This is a genomic window from Sphingobacterium sp. JB170 (assembly GCF_900163865.1).
Classification (GTDB): Bacteria; Bacteroidota; Bacteroidia; order Sphingobacteriales; family Sphingobacteriaceae; genus Sphingobacterium.
The window spans coordinates 15,050-32,260 of sequence record NZ_FUKU01000048.1 but is presented as its reverse complement, the minus strand read 5'-3'; the positions used below and the strand labels follow the sequence as shown (position 1 = coordinate 32,260).

Sequence of the window (17,211 nt, the reverse complement as noted above, 5' to 3'; positions counted from 1 at the left end):
TCCAAAGACCCTTTCTTGGAAAAAGGACTACATGTGCTGTATTGACAGCTTACAATACAGACACGTTACTAGGCGTTGATAGTGTAGCAAAAGCATGTCCGTCATTTATTTTGGAAAATAGCTGTAGGTAAGCGCTGTCTAAAGCAGGGAAAGTACTAGCACGGTGGAAAAGCGGTATGAAATTATCTAGGGCTTCATCCCAGGGCTGCTCTGTTAAATATCTATAGGGGTAAAAGTATTGGATAATATTCCAATAACGAAACAATCCAAGCAATCTAAAACCTACATCGTTTACGCTGGCTTTTCTATATGATAGTTCAGTGAAATTCGGATTTCTTGGACCGTCAAAGTACCCTATATATTTATGTTGAATGGGGCTCTCAATTTCCGATAACTGAAAAAGTGTTTTTTTTAAATTATCGGAATAACTAAGTTTGGCAATCCACGTCAAATCTGTTTTGAGTTTCCATTCTTTTGTTTTATTGTCATCTGGATTATTTTTTATTCTCGGTGGTATTTCGCCAAAACTTTTAATCCAGTTGATGAATTCAACTTCCTGTTGCTCATTCGATTGAAGGGATAAAATCCTTGGAAGGAATTTAAATAATTCAGCATCCATGTTCCACTTTCCCTCTGCTACCGAAGGGTGGAAATACTTTATTGCCCCCCAAATCAGCGCGATATTTTTTAAGAATTCTTGGTTTTTATTATTGAGTTCGAAGGTGGGGACGTGTGAGTTGAATTTATAAATCGAATCCTTAGTTGGTTTATATACAGGAGCTTCAGTATAATTATTACCGTCAACCGAGAGCTGTAAGTTATTGAACCATACTGATCCGGCCCCAATTAGGTATAAGCCGACCTCTATCTTATCAGTCTCCTCGGGAGCTAATTCTAATGTGACTTCCCAATCGCTCCAGTTATGCGTTCCATTTATTTTAAATTTTTCTAAATTTTTGAAATCGACCTTAGGTTTGATATGTCCATAGAGTCCAACGTGTCCGTCGTGAGAGACTCCCTCGGTTTTTATCTTCGCCGAAAAAGTCAAGAATTTTCCTTCAAAATTGTGAGGTATGTCAAAGATTAATACTCCGGCACCTGGATTATCTTCGTTATTTGATTTTATTCTCAAAGAGGGTTTACCTGAGACTAATTGCTTATCGTCAATTCCAATATCGTATCCAATACTCTCGATAATATGCCAGCCGATTGGAAGATTATTTTTAATCTCCTTAAAATCGAGGTTGTAGTCTTTACGAGAAACCTGTGCCGTAGTATCTATGTTAAAAATTATTACGAGAAATAACAGTTGGATGACTACTTTCATGGGTAAAATATATGATTTAAACTATCTTTTGTTTAGCGTGTTTCGTCTATCACTTACTTCGAAAGGCATCCTGTAAGAATGGTATTTTACGTATCGATTGTAAAAGTCATATAGCGGTTTAACATCCTGCGAGCAAATTAAGGGTATCGCTTTTGCTAACAAATCTTCCTCCCAATTCCACCATTTGATTTCTAAGAGAATTTCGATATCTTCTTCGGTGAATCGAGTTCTAATTAATTTTGCCGGATTGCCACCGACTATCGTATAAGGAGCAACGTCTTTGGTAACTAAGGCTCTACTACCAATAACTGCGCCGTCACCAATCGTCACGCCAGCCATAATCATAGCTTCGCCACCGATCCAAACATCGTTACCGATAACCGTGTTACCCGCGCCTGTAAATCCGTCAGCCGCTCCATGAAAACTCTCGACTTCGTTCATATAAAAGAAAGGGAAAGTGGATATCCAATCGTGCCGATGACCTTGGTTTCCTGCCATCACAAAACTAGCCCCGCTTCCGATAGAACAAAACGAACCTATAATAAGTTTATCAACGTCGTCTCTGTCAGGAAACAGATAACGTGCACAATCGTCAAAAGAATGTCCGTGATAGTAACCCGAGTAATAAGAATATTTTCCGGCAATAATATTAGGGTTGGTAATGTGGTCTTTGATTATCTTGCCTTTAAAAGGACTTTCAAAAAAATTAATCATGTTGCATATTTTAAAATTCACAATAGAACCGAAGGGCAATATTTATTACCTCAATAATAAACTATTTTTTCAAATATGCTAATCAGACATTTTCATACCCAAATATAATCAAATCTAGAGAGAATTCGTAGTACGCATAATTATTCCTGTATCGCCGAAGATGTTTGCTTAGTGGCTTAATTAGATCACGGGTTTAAATAGTTGTAAATGAGGTGCTAGATGCAGGTCTAGAAATTAAGTGTAAATGATTTTCAAGAGCCTATAATTTCAGACATCGGCTATAAATAGCTATTCAGCGGCTTAGCGAGAGTCGCGTTTAAACTTTATACGGCAGTACTAAAATTAATGAAAAATTCATTTTCCGTAATTCGGCTACAAATGTTCGTGGTTTGGCTACAGGAATCGTATGGGTAATTTGGAATTTTGTTGCATCACATTTAAACAAGATAAAATTATGCAGACAAATCAAAAGAAAGTAGCACTTGTGACAGGGGGTAATACAGGGGTAGGTTTTCAGGTCGCCAAGGCACTTGCAGATAATGAATACGTGGTATATTTAGGTGCCCGTGATCTACGAAAAGGAGAGAAGGCCACAGCAGAAATTGGAACGGGCGTGAAGGCCATTCAGTTGGATATTACCGATAGTGACTCGATCACTGCTGCAGCGGCGCAAATAGAAAATGAACAAGGATACCTTTCGTTGCTGGTCAATAATGCGGCCATATCACACGCAGGAAAAGCCGGTAGAACGCTGGAAGAGATACTGGGATCCCAACGAGCCAGTATCGCATCTATAGACGAGATGAAAACGGTCTGGAACACCAACGTATTTGGCACTCTTGCTGTCACACAGAGTTTTTTACCGTTATTGCGGAATGCAGCAGCTGCGCGGATTGTAACTGTTTCTAGCGCATTAGGATCACTTTCCCTTAATTCAAATCCTGATACTCCTTTTCGTTCCGGATTTGACGCCGTTTATGGCGCCTCGAAAACAGCCCTTAATGGTATTTTCCTGTCGCTTGCAATAGAACTGGAGCGTTCCAATATAAAAGTCAATTTGGTCAGTCCAGGTTTCACTGCTACGGCATTAAATAATTTTCAAGGAACCGACACCGTGGAAGAAGGTTCTCTTGAACCTATCAGGGTAGCGTTGGCTGAAGATATACCAACAGGAAGCTTTACAGGGCCTATCACTTCAGAAGGGGATAACAGTGTCCCCTGGTAATGCCAAACGGATTAAAAACCTATGGCTGTAGTATGTCATAGGTTTTTTTGATAAATTTATGAAGTGTGGGAAGGATAAAATAACCTTATAAACCACTAGGATTATTCCTTTGCAAATTCCACATAACTTGAAACAAAAGGAGAGATACAGATGAAAAACAAAGAAGATAAACTTATACGGTTTATTTCGATATCAGAAAGTCATAAAGTTTTTGGCCTTCCTAAGCCGCAGCATCCACTGATAAGTCTTATGCATTTTAATGAAAACAATCCATTTAATACGGAAATGGCTCCGATTTATGATGTGCTGGACTTCTATAAAATCACTTTCATTACTCAAAACAATGGAAAATTGAAGTATGGCCAGAATTATTATGATTTTAACGAAGGCAGTATGCTGTTTTTAGCACCCAACTAATTGGTAGGATCCACTGAGTATAATAAAAACACCTATGCCTATTTATTGCTCATTCATCCCGATTTTTTATTGGGTTATCCACTAGCTAAAAAGATCATGCAATATGGGTATTTTTCTTATTTGGTTAATGAAGCGTTGCATTTGTCAGATATTGAAAAACAGACAATCTTATCCATATATAACATCATGGAACAGGAGCTAAACAACCCCGTCGATGAATTCAGTCAGGAAGTGATGATTGCCCAGATAGAGTTACTGCTCAGCTATGTTAACCGATTTTATAAAAGGCAATTTATTACGCGTAAAGCGGTAAATAATGATATTCTCCTAAAAATCGAAACCATTTTGGATGATTATTTCAATAGCGGACAGCCACTGCGTCAAGGTGTACCTACGGTGCATTTCATTTCGGAAAAATTAAATATTTCGCCGGGATATTTAAGCGACTTGCTTCGTTCTCCTATCGGGCAAAATGGGCGGCAGTATATACACAAAAAGTTAATTGAAAAAGCAAAAGAGAAGCTTTCTACCACGCAATCGACCGTAAGCCAGATCGCTTATGAATTGGGCTTTGAGCATTCGCAATCATTTAATAAATTGTTTAAAACGAAAACTAATCTTTCGCCGTTAGAATTTAGAGCTTCTTTCAATTGATCTTCGAAAAATATTATTAGACGTCATACTGTTAGCTGGCGGTGTAAGCTTTGTGCTGCCTCTTTATGCAACCGTGCTTCTAATACAAATGAGCCCGGGGAAAACCGAGCTCATCGTAATAAATTTAAGAATCTTTTTTTTATAAAATTTATAGGGAATCCAAAATACTACACGTTTCCTCGTGTCCTTTTTCGTCTTTAACTGGAATGGAAACCTTAGGATAACAAGTCTTCCATCCAATTCCCTTGATAGGGCTTATAATAGGATTAGTTGTTTTAATCAGCAATGAGGATCTTTTTTGAAAAGTGCAATATAGAACAGTGCGATACCTACAAAGCACTCCGCATAAATCGAAGCCAATTGCCATGAGCGATTTTAACAATATCCTCGTCCTTATAACCCTTCGTTTGCAAAAGAGGAAATATCTTCTGCACATCAGCGATTGTTTCAAGATCATAAGGACATTGCTCGCGTCCAAAGGCGCCATCCAGATCACTACCAACGGCTACATGATTTGTGTTTCCAGCAATCTGACATATATAGTCAATATTGTTGACCATGATCTCCATATTGCATTGTGCGCCGATTGGGGTAGACTCTCCTCTAACCCAGTCAGGCACCATCATCCATGCGTCTAATGCTACACCAATCACCGCGTCGCGTTCGATCAGTGCCCGAATCATATCGTCGCTAAACTGCCGATTATGATCAACAAAGACCCGGCAATTGTTGTGGCTCGCCCAAATCGGTCCTTGGTAACGTGCGAGCGCATCCCAAAAAGCATCATCGTTCAGGTGTGTGGCATCTAAGATCATTTTCAGACGATCCATTTCCTGTAACAAGGCAATGCCATCTGCATTTAACTTGCCTACTGAATCCGTGCCGTTGGCATATCGCCCTGAACCGTAATGTGCGGGTCCTATCGCACGAAGTCCATAGGCGTATGCCTTTTCGACATAACTCACATCCACTAAAGAATCGGCACCTTCAAGGCTTAGTAAATACCCAATTGGTCTATTCGAAGTGTCCGCACCATCTGTCCATTCAGCAACATGTAGATCCAGTTGCTCTCTGGTACAGATCATACGCATGTAACCATCCGCTTCCATCTGTTTGTACCAAGCAAGCTGACCCTGTGTCTGTGCCCAAGCCTGTTCTGGGGAAAACCAACCGGGTAGTAAGCTTCCTGGTTTGACATAACGGGCTATTTGAGTTGCTACAACCAAACCAATATTACCACGGCGTAACTCTTCAAATGTTACTGTCGCGTTGCCTCGGTCCGGTTTATCTAGCATCCCTTTTTCTCTTGCGTTCAGTTCCGAAATAGACACACGTAGATCTCTATTCCACTCTATTGCATTCATGCTCAGGTCAAGATGTCCATCGATTAAAAAAGGTAGTTCGTTCATTTCTCTAAATATTTAGGATTCTATTTCTGCCAATTACTTGCCAGGTTGCTATATTCTGATGTTCCTGAATAACATATGTGCGGTCGTAAAGGGCAACGGTGGGGCATATATGCGTTGGTATAGCATATAGCACGGCGCCTATAGGATACCGTTTACTGTCACCTACCGATAGTACCAAATGCTCTTCGCTTTGAAAAACTGTGGTAGCGTCGTCCGCATTCAAAAATAAAACCCTTTGTAAAGGTGGATCCGAGGCGACCGCTTTATACCCCAAATCAACGCATACATGCCGGCCATCAAGAACCGATATCACGCGCATTAGTAAAACGGCGGCGTATTCAAATGCTTGCTCGGGTATCCGCGAACGATAACCCCAATCCCAAAAAATAAACGTACCGGGACTACACGTTACGTCTTTTCGTTTGGCATGGCTCGTGAAAGAAGGACTTCCTCCTATGACCATCTTTAAAGGATAAGGACAACGGGGCTGTAAATAATCAAATGCTGCCTTTAGCAATACATAAGCGACACCACTCTCTTTTTCACGAACCTCAGGATCGCTGTTACTAATATGGCCATCATATCCATGCACCCCTTCTAAAACCAGATGTTTTTGTTCCTCGATGCATTGCAACAGCCTCTCTATTTGATCTACAGAAGAACCTGTACGTCCCATGCCTAAATCGATATCCACGTATACCGAGAGGTTCATTTTCCTATTTTGGGCAATAAAACCCAACTCCCTTATCGAATCCACATTATCCAGAAGACACGAAAAATGGGTGTTTGGGTAGGCCTGCACAAGCTTCATCCATCGTTCTATTTTAGGACCTACTGGTTGATAAGCCATCATCACGTCTTTGGCATTGCTCAGCGCAAGCATCTCCGCTTCGGCGATCGTTGAGCATTTGAACTGCTCAATCCCGGCATCCATCATCATTTTGCAGACCTCGATCATCTTATTAGTCTTGACGTGCGGCCGTAAACGGTTTGTGTCTTCACTTACCATTTTCTTGAGCAAGCGGATATTGTAGGTAATACGTTCAGGATAAACCAATAGTGCTGGCGAATCGATATGATCGACGTTCGCCACTTCATACCATTGCTTCATCATTTAATCCTCCAATTCAAACAATGCTTCTATTTCTACAGGGATATTGTCCGGTAAGGAGCCAAAGCCCACTGCGCTGCGGGTACCAATGCCATTCTCTTGTCCCCAAACGGACGCGAAAAGCTCACTACATCCATTGATTATATAAGGATGCTGCTCAAATTCAGTAGTGCAATTAACCATCCCCAGCACTTTGATAACCCGTTTCACTTTATTCAGCGAACCGAGATTCGTTCGGATGGTAGATAACATAGTCAACCCCACCTGTTGAGCAGAAAGTTTCCCTGCTTCTGCGTCTATATCGCGGCCAATCCGACCTATGATTAGGCTAGCATCATCCTGCACAGGGCCATGTCCTGAAAGATAAAGGTACTTACCGTCGATCACATAAGGCTTGTAGACACCTTTAGGTGCCGGGGCCGGAGGTAGTGATAGACCTAATTTTTCAAATTGTTCATCTGCATTATACATCATCGTTTATTTATAAGGTGACAAATTCCATTATATAACTAAGGATAATAACATCACTGCTATCAGGCCAACGACAGAAACAATAGCTTCCATCGTAGACCATGAGCGTAACGTATCTTTAATCGTTAATCCAAAATACTCTTTAAACATCCAAAAGCCAGCATCGTTGACGTGCGAAAACATCAAACTACCTGCACCAATCGCCAGCACCATGAGATTGGGGTCTACCCCCGTAGATCGCAGCAGGGGCATTAATACGCTTGCTGCTGTCAGGGCGGCAACCGTGGCAGAGCCCACACACCCACGAATAATAGCCGTAATTATCCACGCTAGAATTAATGGATGTATAGGTAGAATCTGTAGGCTTTGTGCCAATTGAAGACTCGTCCCACTCTCTTCCATGACTTCCTTAAAAACCCCTGATCCGGCTATAATCAATAAAATCATAGCAATATCTTTTACCGCATCCGTATAAATCACCATTACCTCTTTTACCGAGCGTTTCTGGTATATTCCTAAAGAAAAGGAGGCGTAAATGATCGATAGCAGCATGACAACAGATGGGGAGCCAAGAAAACCAATCAGCGCAAGAACAAAAGTACTGGAAGGGTGAACTACATAGGGGAGTACGGTCAAGGAAATCAACAAGAATACAGGCAGTAGAGCCGTCATAAAACTATTCCATGTTCCTGGCCGGCCATAGGGGTTGTCCTGTACTTTATTCTCTTGTGGATGAAAGAGTTCAGATTTCCTTGTCTTTAATTTTCCTAAGGTTCGTCCAAAAACAGGTCCGCCAATAATAATCGCAGGAATTGCGACAAGCAGGCCATATATCAGGGTCAATCCCATATCGGCTTCAAATAATACAACTAATGCAACAGGAGAGGGGTGAGGGGGTATAAAACCATGCGTAACAGACAGGGCAGCAAGCATCGGTAAACCTATGTACACTGCCGACAGCTTATATTTATAAACAATAGAAAATATTAAAGGAACAAGCAAGACAAAACCAACGCCATAAAATAAGGGAATACCTACGACAAATCCCGTAAAGGCCATACCCCATTGCAGATGTTTTACACCAAATAATCGAACCATAACAGATGCAATATTCTCTGCCGCGCCACTCTCGGCAATCATCTTTCCAAGCATTGCGCCCAGCACTATAATGAGCGTCAGTCCGCCCATCGTAGTGGCGATCCCCTTTTCGACAGTAATCGGTATCCTGGTTAATGGAATACCTAAAGCAACAGCCGTCAATATTGACACAATAAGAAAAGACAAAAAAGCATTGATCTTGAAATAGGTTATGCAAGTAATTAGCAATACGAGACTAAGGAATACAATTGCAAATACCATTTAGCTTTTATAAATTATAGAGGTTTAAGAATACCGCCTTTCGGTCGATGCGGGTTGCTTATTTCCTCTAATATAATAATATCTAAGAAAAAACAGCGCAAATAAAAATCAAGATACCGCGCAATGCTATTGACGTATAGTACCGTAGGTGATGCACGAACTCCAAATACGCCCTTGAATGGCCATGGCCTTATGTTCGTAAAACGTACCGTTATAAATTCTTAACATATTATCAATAATTCCATTAGTTTTGTCTACTATGATCAGGCCTTTACCGGTGAACACTAATTTAACGAAAAGATTGATATTCAAGCTTTTTAATTTGTCTATGATTTACGATCCAGAGCGTCAAAAGGACCTTGGTCAAAATTTACGAAGACTATACGTTTATAAACAAATATAGAAGCGCGTCTATATTAAAAATCCTTTCGGCCAATCTCATAAGGGATTCATTTTCTTCACGAAGTATAACGTTTTTTCAATTTTCATTTAGTAATATTGTATACTGTTCAATTCTAGTAAAATACCAGTTATTCTAAACAGATTCCTATGAAAAACAAATTATCAAGACGTGATTTTATACAAAATAGCCTTGTCGCCGGTATCGGTATTTCTATGGTTCGCCCCTTGACCCTTTTCTCAATTCCAAAAAAAGAGCAAATGAAGTTGGGTCTGGTTACCTATCAGTGGGGGAGAGACTGGGATTTACCAACCCTGATTGCAAACTGTGAGCAAACAGGACTTTTAGGTGTGGAGCTCCGAACGCAACATGCCCACGGTGTGGAAACCAGCTTAAGTCCGGCACAACGTGCAGAAGTAAAAAAGCGCTTTGCTGACAGCATTGTTACTTGCGTAGGCTATGGCTCCAATTTCGAATACCACAGTCCCGATAAGGCAGCCCTTCGGGAGAATATTGAACAGACAAAAGAATATATCAAACTCTGTAAAGATATTGGCGCAACGGGTATCAAAGTTAAACCAAACACCTTGCCTTCTACAGTTCCAAGAGAGAAAACTATTGCCCAGATTGCTGCATCGCTCAATGAAGTGGGGAAGTTTGCACAAGATTATGGACAGCTTGTTCGGGTAGAAGTCCACGGACCAATTACCGCTGAAATTCCAAATATGAAAGCCATTTTCGACCAAGTGACAGAGAAAAATGTAAAAGTATGCTGGAATAGCAACGAATTAGATCTCGCAGCTCCTGGTTTTGCAGAGAATTTTGATATGCTTAAAGAATGGATCGGAGATACAGTACATATTCGTCAACTGAACATTGATGACTATCCGTATCAAGAATTGTTAAATTCACTATCAACGATCAACTACAGCGGATGGATATTGCTTGAAGCAGGCGAGGAAGTTCCAGACAGGATTGCAGGCATGAAAGAGCACTTGAGCCTTTTTAATAGCTTGAAAGCAAATATCACCAGGAAATAGATACGTCGAGTACTCTAAATAGATAGTTGTAATTGGTTAATATCGTATAATTATTTTTTCCTATTGTGCTTTCATATATTTATTCGTTATAATCGATGAAAGGTCTTAACCTCCGTATCTTTTCTATTTTCAGAGCTACGTTCGATCGGTAACCGTTCGTTCTAAAAAGGTAAATAGAACCGTAATATCCAACTCGTTGTATTGATATCCGGGTTTCACGCATTTTCAATGGTCAGCTTCCGTTAAAAGAAAATCAATATACAATAAGCCTCTCCAAGAAATTTTTTAAGTTCATTTAGCTTCCGTATCTTTCAATAAATTATTCCCCCAATAAATGTTTGAAATTTTAAGAAATCATATTGAAAAAATTGTTCCTTTAACAGACCAAGAATTTGAGTTTGTGTCGTCTCTATTTAGGGCGAAGTCGTATAAAAAGAATCAGTTTATTTTCCAGGAAGGCGAGAGCTTATCTCGACATTATTTTGTGTGCGGGGGATTATTAAAATTGGTGTACACCGATGTAGATGCTCGTGAGCATATCGTTGGTTTCGCGATGGAAGACTGGTGGGAAAGTGATTTCGAGGCATTTTATACCCAACAGAAAACTTCTATGTCTTTGATATGTCTTGAAAATACGGATGTTCTTTATATTACGCTTGAAAACTACAAGGAGCTATGTAAGACGTTGCCGCAAATAGAACATTTTTTTCTTGAGAAAGCTTACTTCGGATTTATTGCTGCGCAAAAACGTATACTCTCAACCCTTACCTCCAATACCAAAGAGCGTTATCAGCAACTAATTGAAATACATCCTTCATTAGTACAACGTGTGCCAAAATCGCAACTGGCAGCGTATTTAGGAGTTTCGAGAGAAACTTTAAGCCGCTTAACGATCTAACAATTAATATAATCTGTTCAATATTCTCTCGGACGCTGAAAAGTCAATCGTGCCCATCTCAAGTTTATCTTGCTGCGATAGAAAATGGTAACTCCATGTGATAAAGATCACTCCATAATGGTGATCTTTATCAACAGTTAGATCAGAGAATACAGCTTAGTTTTGTAATCATAGATTTTTTAAAACTTTAAAATGATAATGTAATGCAAAAAAGCGCTTTTAGTCCTTGGAAATGGCAAGACGAACGTAGTTACGTTCAAGCGGTCGAAGTAAAAAATATCGAAGGGACGTTATATTGTTCGGGCCAGGCGGCTATCGATGCAGATGGTATATCAAGTAATGCGGATATGAAATCGCAGTTGCTACAGGCAATTGCTAACCTAGAAGAAGTAATCACGACATCTGGCTATCAATGTGATGGCATCGTACGCTTAAATATTTATACAACCTCTACTGCGGAGCTCTGGCCAAATTTTCCCATTCTTCAAGAGTGGGTAGCAAAACACAATATTAAACAAGCGTTGACGATGTTGGAGGTCACCGGACTGTTCGAAACATTAAAGGTTGAACTGGAGGCTACAGTCGTAAAATAGCGGGACTGTAAATTTAAAAAACATTATGGACGACCTTTTTTTAGATCCTCCGTAGTGTTTTTTGTGAATATGTTCGCGTCCAATATTCCTTTTATTTATTGTAGTTAGGTTAAGATTATAGTAAACGTTTATGTTTTTCTCCCCATCGTTCCATTTGACGGATGATGGGACCTAGTTCATACCCAATTTCCGTCAATTCGTATTCTACACGCGGGGGTACCTGGGCGTAGATGGTCCGGGTGATAATTTTGTTTAACTCTAATTTGCGCAGTTGCAGGGTTAGCATTCGTTCTGTGATATTAGGTATGAACTTTTTCAACTCTCCAAAGCGCATTCTACCGTTCAATAGCCACGAACAGATTACCAGTGACCATTGACCTCCGAGAATATTGGCTGCATATACCTCTGAACATTCTTCAGCTAAGATTTTTTTATTCTCAAAATTAGTAGACGTTTCTTTTATTTTGCTCATTTCTTACATTTTTTATAGTATCGTACAATGAGCGATCAAGATAAGAAATTGGTTGTAAACATCGAGTGCAAACGCTGGGTGTTCTTGCTGCGCGCGGGTGAAAAAGGGTTAACCAAGAAAAAATTAATAACAAGGCGTATCGTTTCATTCTTCTAGGTAAATAATGTACGGTAAAACATAATTGGCAGCCTTTTACTTCACGCAAGGCCATTAATGCATATTTATTGATAATGGATTTCCCCTTTTATCGATAATGTGCTTTTATTTTTCTGCTTAGTGCCGATTCTCGCTTTCAGACTATGCGCTTTGAGTTTCTTAAATAAAGACACATTCCACTGTTCTGGCCATGTCCGAAAATCGACAAAGCAATATAATGGATAAGGTGTTTCCTTACTCGTAACCGGAGTTGATAAAGAATCCAGCGTTGTATTTAGAAAATACGTGCCGATATTTTCTTTATGAAACCTATAAAACATTTTATCCGGCATCGAGTCTTGAATGGATTCATTGCATTTCCACACGTGTACAATGTTTGGAACATGATTGTGTTGTACGTGGAGCTCTTCAATAGGGTTGAATTCATCGTCGTATGCGTAGGTAATCGATGAATCGTTTTGAACAACAGAATCACTTTTTACTTGCAAATCAAAATAATTAGCGTAGTTCGTATCGAGCTGCTGAGCATCAAGTCCGGTGTATTTCTGCATCAGACGTGCCAGTGTCGGTGTCTCTTGAAGCGGGAGTACGCTCCAAAATGTTAACGTTTGCTGGAGTGTATCAATGTCCCGTACAAGAAACTCATCACCAAGTTCTTGTTTTAACTGCCAAGTGCCGTTAATTTCGGTAAGGTTTTTCTTCACAGTGGCTTCTAGTTCTAATCCGCCATCTTCTTGTACGTAGGTGAGGTGTTTTTTAGATTTCAGTTGCTGGAAGCCTTCAAGGGTGCGGACCTGTGACCAATCCTCAGGCTTCATTAGTAAGGTTTTTAGATTACCGAATCCCTCGTTCTCGTCAAAATCTACCTGATAAACTAGATGTTCATTGTTAAATATCACCTTAAGTCGTTTATTCAAACTGACACTGACAATTGATTTTTGTTTGTCGATAAAGTTGATTTTCTTAGGGTAATTGCTCGCGAAAAATGAAAAGCATTTATCGAAGTTATTTATCGGTAATATTCCATAAAACTGTCCATCCTGCGAGGGCATACCGAATAAATATATTCGAGCCGGAAGTAGTATTCCGGCGTCGAATATGAAGCCTTTTATCTGTTCATTATCTGTTTTTATGCCCGCAGAATTCTTAGGTTTCGAAGACAGATACCACAGGTTGTCAAGTATCAAGTCGTCAACTGCAATTGATAAAATACTTGTGCTCGATTTACTGACGTACTGTAGGTCCATTTTGTGTTGTCGAACAGTATATAGTGTCCAGATAGAACCAAAAATCAAAATTAATAGTATACCTAATATGATAGCGGTCTTTTTCATTAACAGTTATTTTTCGATGGTTCCATCTAGGTTTTCAATAACATGTTTTAGCACATACTGGAGCCCATTTTTATCTGCTTTTGGAAGTTCTATTGACAGCTCGCCATACACGCTATTTTTCCCCTTCATGTTAGATTTTAATTGAAGATCTCCATATGTAGAGAGATCTTGTAGGGTTTGCCCCCAAGACGCTGTAACTGGGATTTCTAGTTGACGGACAACGTCAGGAATTTCAGCAGCGTGTACTATTAAATTGAGCTGGTTAGAAAAGATATCTTTCTTTACTTTGGCATTTCTACTGGAATTAAAGCGGTTTTCTTGAATTGCAGAAATCTGTTCAGCGTCACTACCTACAAATACAATATCTTTCTTGAAGTAGATATAGATCGGATCCATGTTATTTGGCTTCTCGATGGTATAAATATCGCCGTCTAAACTAACTTCATGTTTATTTATACCTAGATCAAGTATTTTTTTGAAAAATCGATGATCTTTCGAAGTGAACATCCATAGGAAGCTCGGAACGTACTCATCTTTCGTTTTTGTTACTTCTTGATATTCGTAATTCTCATCGTACTCATAGGCAATATATTCCTTTTCTACCTTCCGCAAGTCGTTAAGGAAGAAAACGTCGTCCCCCCGCTTTAATTTCCCGATCGCCTTTTCGTCTAGTCCAATCTCTACAGCTGTCGCAGCCAATTTCAAAAGCTCACCATTTTCTCCCAGCAAAGGGGCATACCAGCGGGAGATTAATCCTGGTAATTGTTTCAAATATCCCTCCGTACTTATATTAACTGATCCGTAGGCAAGATGATTTTCAGGAATGTACTTTTTGAATTTTTTATTCATTTTATTAGAATAAATCCCATCGAAAATTCGTGCAGTTTCAGCGTCAAGCTCCGCGGTCCCCCGTATTTTAATGTTGTATTTATCTTGGATTAGATCCAATGTGGCGGCCTGGTAACCATATTTTAAGTTTTTCATATCTACACCGTAGGCAATTTTTACGATGTCGTAGGGTAGTGCATCACTATATAGTTCGTCTAGGTTCGAGATCCATACACGGATTAAATGTTTATTATTTTTTAGTCTTATCGATTTGTTTTTAGCTAGGTTGTCAGCTGGTTCCAAATAATCTGTGAAATCCTGGGATAACCAGTTTATCAGCAATTCGTTCTTAATGGAGTCGTTTTTTGCTTCTCGAGCCTGATACGCTAAAGTGGAGGAACCCGGCTCGTTATCCCAGAGATAAGAAACGTCTTCCTCAGGTGCCGCATCTACATAATCTTCCACATCTTCAAGGGTATCACTCGATATAGCGTCTGCAGCGGCAGTTTCCAAATCAAACACAGAATCCACTGGGGCTGTTACCGTATCCTCATCAAAGTCAATTTCCATCCCGGTAGCATCGGTGCTATCAGTCAAAACGAAAGCGTCGGTGCCCGAATAATTGTTAGTCCGTGAAGAAGTTGTAGCATTGTCTAATTCAATATTATAGCGGTTCGCTATCGCTTTATTATCAAAATAATCGCTACGTAGTTCTCCCGTCAAGACGAGTAAAGATTCATCATTCCAAGCAGCATGGGTTTTGCCGTCACTAGAAATTCTTCGTTGGTATCCATTAATTTCAGGTAGTTCTTGAAACTTGGAAAACATTTTTTGACCTACCTGTTGGTTAGCTTTCAACGGAAGCAATATCCCCAGATAATACAAACTATCGTTAATGGTTCGATATATATATGCTTGCCGATCAAGATCAATGTCTGATTCCATTAGGTTTTCGGGCATATAACTTACTTCATCGATATTCTGTTGATCAAAAGCGCCTAACTTCGTTAACGTTTCGTTTAGGAGCTCCATCGAGCTGTGCTCTACAATAGCTTTATTATTAATGGAAACCACAAGTTGTGCGTGCGCCGGTATCTTACCGGTCAACTCCTGTGCCTTTGCCGTAATTGTAGTAATTGCCAGTATCGCTAAGAAAGCTAAAACTTTTATATTCATGTTATCGTTAATTGTTTAAAAAAATAGTATTTGCTAGTGACGCTTTTCCGCTAACCAGATCGGTTGCTTTTAGTTTCAAGAACACAGCCTTTGCATTACTGGATACCTTCGCATTAGTATGCATTTGAGATTTTACAGATTTATTAAATCGAATGATTTGGGTATAGTATGCATCATCAAAATATTTCTTGTCGTTTTGTGAAATTTTTGCGTATTCTTTGCCTATTGAAGCTGAATAAGTGTATGATCGGGTGAATGTACCTGCTTTTATATTGTAGTGATAACTGTTGTTGTTTCCAAGTGAGCTTTTGAAATGCGTTCCTAATGCCTTGCTGAAAGCATTCAAGGCATTAATTGAAGTGAAGCTACAGGAAACAGTCGCAATATAATTTTTGAAATCTAGGTTATACTGTACTTGACTAATGCCCTCCGTGTTTTTTAAAATGCGAATCATATCTTCGGTCTCCGATCTTATCTGTTCCTTGGTCGGGATTTTAATGCCATTGACACTTTTTAATTTCATCAGCGAAGCCACTTTTGTGCTGCTTTTACTAAGGTTCAGCGTTGCCTTAATCGTACCCGATCCGTTATCATTTAGGTCGATGTCTTCAACAAAGTCAAAGCAGCTCGTGAGTAAGCAGCATGTGAAACTCAGGGTTAAAAGCTGAAAAAATATTTTAATATTTTTCATTTTGTGATTTTTAATATATCTCATGAAACAAGCTACTCGTTTCAAAATCTGGTTACTTTCGACGTATTAATTTGTTCAAAAAGTGCATATAGAAATAAAATAATTTGCCAAAGGTAAAAAAAAAGTAAAAAATAGTGTTATCCCGAAAGCAGTGGTTTTGCTTTCAAATCCTACTTGGCGGAAATCAGGCCGTATTCAATGGCTAGTTTAACGATAATACTAAGGTTCTTAGTCCCGAAATTCTCAATCAGATTCTTGCGAAGACTCTCCACCGTATGCGGGCTTATAAATAGCTTCTCAGCAATTTGTGCTGTGTTGGCCTCGTCGCAGCTTCTGATAGAACTTCTTTTTCCCTATGGGTTAATTTTGGTACGCTATACAATCCATTTTTTTCCTTTTTTTCAAAAATGCTTTCGGTTTGCAAGCATAGAAACCTTTTTCCTTGGACAATTTCATGGATACCAGTGATGATATCTTCCACAGAGGTGTTTTTTGGAACATAACCGCGATCCCTCTAGCAATGCGCTGTTGATTACCACGTATTCGTCGTGTACACTAATGATTATAATAGCCATTTTTTGATATTTCGATTTTAGCGGTGTTATGTGCTCAACACTATTGGCATCTGGAAGGTTCATATCCAAAAGGAGGACATCAACGGGGGGGATTCGGAAGAGCTGTTCGCATCGTCGTAGCAGCAGGGAAATATCCTACAACTTTAAATGAATCTTCTTTCGAAAGTATGTTTTTCAGCCGCTCGAGCAGGAGAGGATGATCATCGGTGATTGTGATCTTTATCACAAACATTAATTTTAGAAAACGAAATTTCTACGCTGGTTCCGACTTGGGATTGCGATTGTAAATGGAATGTTCCTTTTAGAAAGCCTATTCGCGTTTGAATATTAATCAAACCTGCCGAATTATTGTCTTTAGCCT

19 protein-coding genes are annotated in these 17,211 nt (G+C 39.6%); 6 read left to right on the top strand and 13 right to left on the bottom strand.

What is annotated here, in order from left to right:
• Positions 1 to 49 precede the first annotated feature (49 nt).
• Both FM107_RS13325 and catB read right to left on the bottom strand, forming a co-directional pair.
• Positions 50 to 1,327, bottom strand: a complete 1,278-nt coding sequence (locus FM107_RS13325; protein WP_086948996.1) for a hypothetical protein — start codon at positions 1,325 to 1,327, stop codon at positions 50 to 52.
• Between the two features lie 21 nt (positions 1,328 to 1,348).
• Positions 1,349 to 2,041, bottom strand: a complete 693-nt coding sequence (gene catB, locus FM107_RS13320; protein WP_086948995.1) for a type B chloramphenicol O-acetyltransferase — start codon at positions 2,039 to 2,041, stop codon at positions 1,349 to 1,351.
• Positions 2,042 to 2,495: 454 nt separating this feature from the next.
• Here catB and FM107_RS13315 point away from each other — a divergent pair, with 454 nt between their 5' ends.
• The 3 genes from FM107_RS13315 to FM107_RS13310 all read left to right on the top strand — a co-directional run bounded on the left by FM107_RS13315 (position 2,496) and on the right by FM107_RS13310 (position 4,337).
• Positions 2,496 to 3,266 carry an SDR family NAD(P)-dependent oxidoreductase gene (locus tag FM107_RS13315; protein WP_086948994.1) on the top strand — a complete coding sequence of 257 codons (771 nt, stop codon included), beginning with the start codon at positions 2,496 to 2,498 and terminating at the stop codon, positions 3,264 to 3,266.
• A 150-nt stretch (positions 3,267 to 3,416) separates the two neighbouring features.
• Positions 3,417 to 3,683 carry a hypothetical protein gene (locus FM107_RS20105; protein ID WP_306298661.1) on the top strand — a complete coding sequence of 89 codons (267 nt, stop codon included), beginning with the start codon at positions 3,417 to 3,419 and terminating at the stop codon, positions 3,681 to 3,683.
• Positions 3,684 to 4,337: an AraC family transcriptional regulator gene (locus tag FM107_RS13310; RefSeq protein ID WP_306298660.1), complete on the top strand. Its 654-nt coding sequence runs from the start codon at positions 3,684 to 3,686 to the stop codon at positions 4,335 to 4,337.
• 329 nt (positions 4,338 to 4,666) lie between these two features.
• On the opposite strand, the gene FM107_RS13305 is transcribed toward FM107_RS13310, so the two are convergent.
• The 4 genes from FM107_RS13305 to FM107_RS13290 are packed head-to-tail and all read right to left on the bottom strand — an operon-like array spanning position 4,667 to position 8,687.
• A complete protein-coding gene (locus FM107_RS13305) occupies positions 4,667 to 5,746 on the bottom strand; it encodes a dipeptidase (RefSeq protein WP_086948993.1) in 1,080 nt (359 codons plus the stop codon).
• A gap of 4 nt (positions 5,747 to 5,750) precedes the next feature.
• Positions 5,751 to 6,860 (bottom strand): D-TA family PLP-dependent enzyme, encoded by a 1,110-nt coding sequence (locus FM107_RS13300; RefSeq protein ID WP_218778991.1) that lies wholly within the window; start codon positions 6,858 to 6,860, stop codon positions 5,751 to 5,753.
• Positions 6,861 to 7,331: a RidA family protein gene (locus tag FM107_RS13295; RefSeq protein ID WP_256959535.1), complete on the bottom strand. Its 471-nt coding sequence runs from the start codon at positions 7,329 to 7,331 to the stop codon at positions 6,861 to 6,863.
• 27 nt (positions 7,332 to 7,358) lie between these two features.
• Complete coding sequence (locus FM107_RS13290) at positions 7,359 to 8,687, bottom strand: GntP family permease (protein ID WP_086948991.1); 1,329 nt, start codon at positions 8,685 to 8,687, stop codon at positions 7,359 to 7,361.
• A 549-nt stretch (positions 8,688 to 9,236) separates the two neighbouring features.
• Here FM107_RS13290 and FM107_RS13285 point away from each other — a divergent pair.
• The 3 genes from FM107_RS13285 to FM107_RS13275 all read left to right on the top strand — a co-directional run bounded on the left by FM107_RS13285 (position 9,237) and on the right by FM107_RS13275 (position 11,618).
• The gene (locus FM107_RS13285) at positions 9,237 to 10,127 is read left to right on the top strand and encodes a sugar phosphate isomerase/epimerase (protein ID WP_086948990.1); all 891 of its coding nucleotides are present in this window, start codon (positions 9,237 to 9,239) and stop codon (positions 10,125 to 10,127) included.
• A gap of 334 nt (positions 10,128 to 10,461) precedes the next feature.
• Positions 10,462 to 11,025 (top strand): Crp/Fnr family transcriptional regulator, encoded by a 564-nt coding sequence (locus FM107_RS13280; RefSeq protein ID WP_086948989.1) that lies wholly within the window; start codon positions 10,462 to 10,464, stop codon positions 11,023 to 11,025.
• A gap of 203 nt (positions 11,026 to 11,228) precedes the next feature.
• Positions 11,229 to 11,618: a RidA family protein gene (locus tag FM107_RS13275; RefSeq protein ID WP_086948988.1), complete on the top strand. Its 390-nt coding sequence runs from the start codon at positions 11,229 to 11,231 to the stop codon at positions 11,616 to 11,618.
• Positions 11,619 to 11,733: 115 nt separating this feature from the next.
• Here FM107_RS13275 and FM107_RS13270 read toward each other — a convergent pair whose 3' ends face one another.
• From FM107_RS13270 to FM107_RS20035, 7 genes are all read right to left on the bottom strand, one after another.
• A complete protein-coding gene (locus FM107_RS13270) occupies positions 11,734 to 12,090 on the bottom strand; it encodes a helix-turn-helix domain-containing protein (RefSeq protein ID WP_086948987.1) in 357 nt (118 codons plus the stop codon).
• Between the two features lie 221 nt (positions 12,091 to 12,311).
• On the bottom strand, positions 12,312 to 13,580 hold the full coding sequence (locus FM107_RS13265; protein ID WP_086948986.1) for a hypothetical protein: 1,269 nt from the start codon (positions 13,578 to 13,580) through the stop codon (positions 12,312 to 12,314).
• Between the two features lie 6 nt (positions 13,581 to 13,586).
• Complete coding sequence (locus tag FM107_RS13260; RefSeq protein WP_086948985.1) at positions 13,587 to 15,584, bottom strand: hypothetical protein; 1,998 nt, start codon at positions 15,582 to 15,584, stop codon at positions 13,587 to 13,589.
• Between the two features lie 7 nt (positions 15,585 to 15,591).
• The gene (locus FM107_RS13255; RefSeq protein WP_143559491.1) at positions 15,592 to 16,275 is read right to left on the bottom strand and encodes a hypothetical protein; all 684 of its coding nucleotides are present in this window, start codon (positions 16,273 to 16,275) and stop codon (positions 15,592 to 15,594) included.
• Between the two features lie 170 nt (positions 16,276 to 16,445).
• Positions 16,446 to 16,547 (bottom strand): hypothetical protein, encoded by a 102-nt coding sequence (locus FM107_RS20045; RefSeq protein ID WP_256959534.1) that lies wholly within the window; start codon positions 16,545 to 16,547, stop codon positions 16,446 to 16,448.
• A gap of 11 nt (positions 16,548 to 16,558) precedes the next feature.
• Positions 16,559 to 16,756: a hypothetical protein gene (locus FM107_RS20040; RefSeq protein WP_256959533.1), complete on the bottom strand. Its 198-nt coding sequence runs from the start codon at positions 16,754 to 16,756 to the stop codon at positions 16,559 to 16,561.
• Positions 16,757 to 16,929: 173 nt separating this feature from the next.
• Positions 16,930 to 17,076 (bottom strand): hypothetical protein, encoded by a 147-nt coding sequence (locus FM107_RS20035; RefSeq protein ID WP_256959532.1) that lies wholly within the window; start codon positions 17,074 to 17,076, stop codon positions 16,930 to 16,932.
• Positions 17,077 to 17,211: the final 135 nt, after the last annotated feature.

What these genes read in the sequence shown, in the direction of transcription:
- FM107_RS13325 (WP_086948996.1), bottom strand. Translation starts at nt 1,327, where the DNA reads ATGAAAGTAGTCATCCAACTGTTATTTCTCGTAATAATTTTTAACATA.
- catB (WP_086948995.1), bottom strand. Translation starts at nt 2,041, where the DNA reads ATGATTAATTTTTTTGAAAGTCCTTTTAAAGGCAAGATAATCAAAGAC.
- FM107_RS13315 (WP_086948994.1), top strand. Translation starts at nt 2,496, where the DNA reads ATGCAGACAAATCAAAAGAAAGTAGCACTTGTGACAGGGGGTAATACA.
- FM107_RS20105 (WP_306298661.1), top strand. Translation starts at nt 3,417, where the DNA reads ATGAAAAACAAAGAAGATAAACTTATACGGTTTATTTCGATATCAGAA.
- FM107_RS13305 (WP_086948993.1), bottom strand. Translation starts at nt 5,746, where the DNA reads ATGAACGAACTACCTTTTTTAATCGATGGACATCTTGACCTGAGCATG.
- FM107_RS13300 (WP_218778991.1), bottom strand. Translation starts at nt 6,860, where the DNA reads ATGATGAAGCAATGGTATGAAGTGGCGAACGTCGATCATATCGATTCG.
- FM107_RS13295 (WP_256959535.1), bottom strand. Translation starts at nt 7,331, where the DNA reads ATGATGTATAATGCAGATGAACAATTTGAAAAATTAGGTCTATCACTA.
- FM107_RS13290 (WP_086948991.1), bottom strand. Translation starts at nt 8,687, where the DNA reads ATGGTATTTGCAATTGTATTCCTTAGTCTCGTATTGCTAATTACTTGC.
- FM107_RS13285 (WP_086948990.1), top strand. Translation starts at nt 9,237, where the DNA reads ATGAAAAACAAATTATCAAGACGTGATTTTATACAAAATAGCCTTGTC.
- FM107_RS13280 (WP_086948989.1), top strand. Translation starts at nt 10,462, where the DNA reads ATGTTTGAAATTTTAAGAAATCATATTGAAAAAATTGTTCCTTTAACA.
- FM107_RS13275 (WP_086948988.1), top strand. Translation starts at nt 11,229, where the DNA reads ATGCAAAAAAGCGCTTTTAGTCCTTGGAAATGGCAAGACGAACGTAGT.
- FM107_RS13270 (WP_086948987.1), bottom strand. Translation starts at nt 12,090, where the DNA reads ATGAGCAAAATAAAAGAAACGTCTACTAATTTTGAGAATAAAAAAATC.
- FM107_RS13265 (WP_086948986.1), bottom strand. Translation starts at nt 13,580, where the DNA reads ATGAAAAAGACCGCTATCATATTAGGTATACTATTAATTTTGATTTTT.
- FM107_RS13260 (WP_086948985.1), bottom strand. Translation starts at nt 15,584, where the DNA reads ATGAATATAAAAGTTTTAGCTTTCTTAGCGATACTGGCAATTACTACA.
- FM107_RS13255 (WP_143559491.1), bottom strand. Translation starts at nt 16,275, where the DNA reads ATGAAAAATATTAAAATATTTTTTCAGCTTTTAACCCTGAGTTTCACA.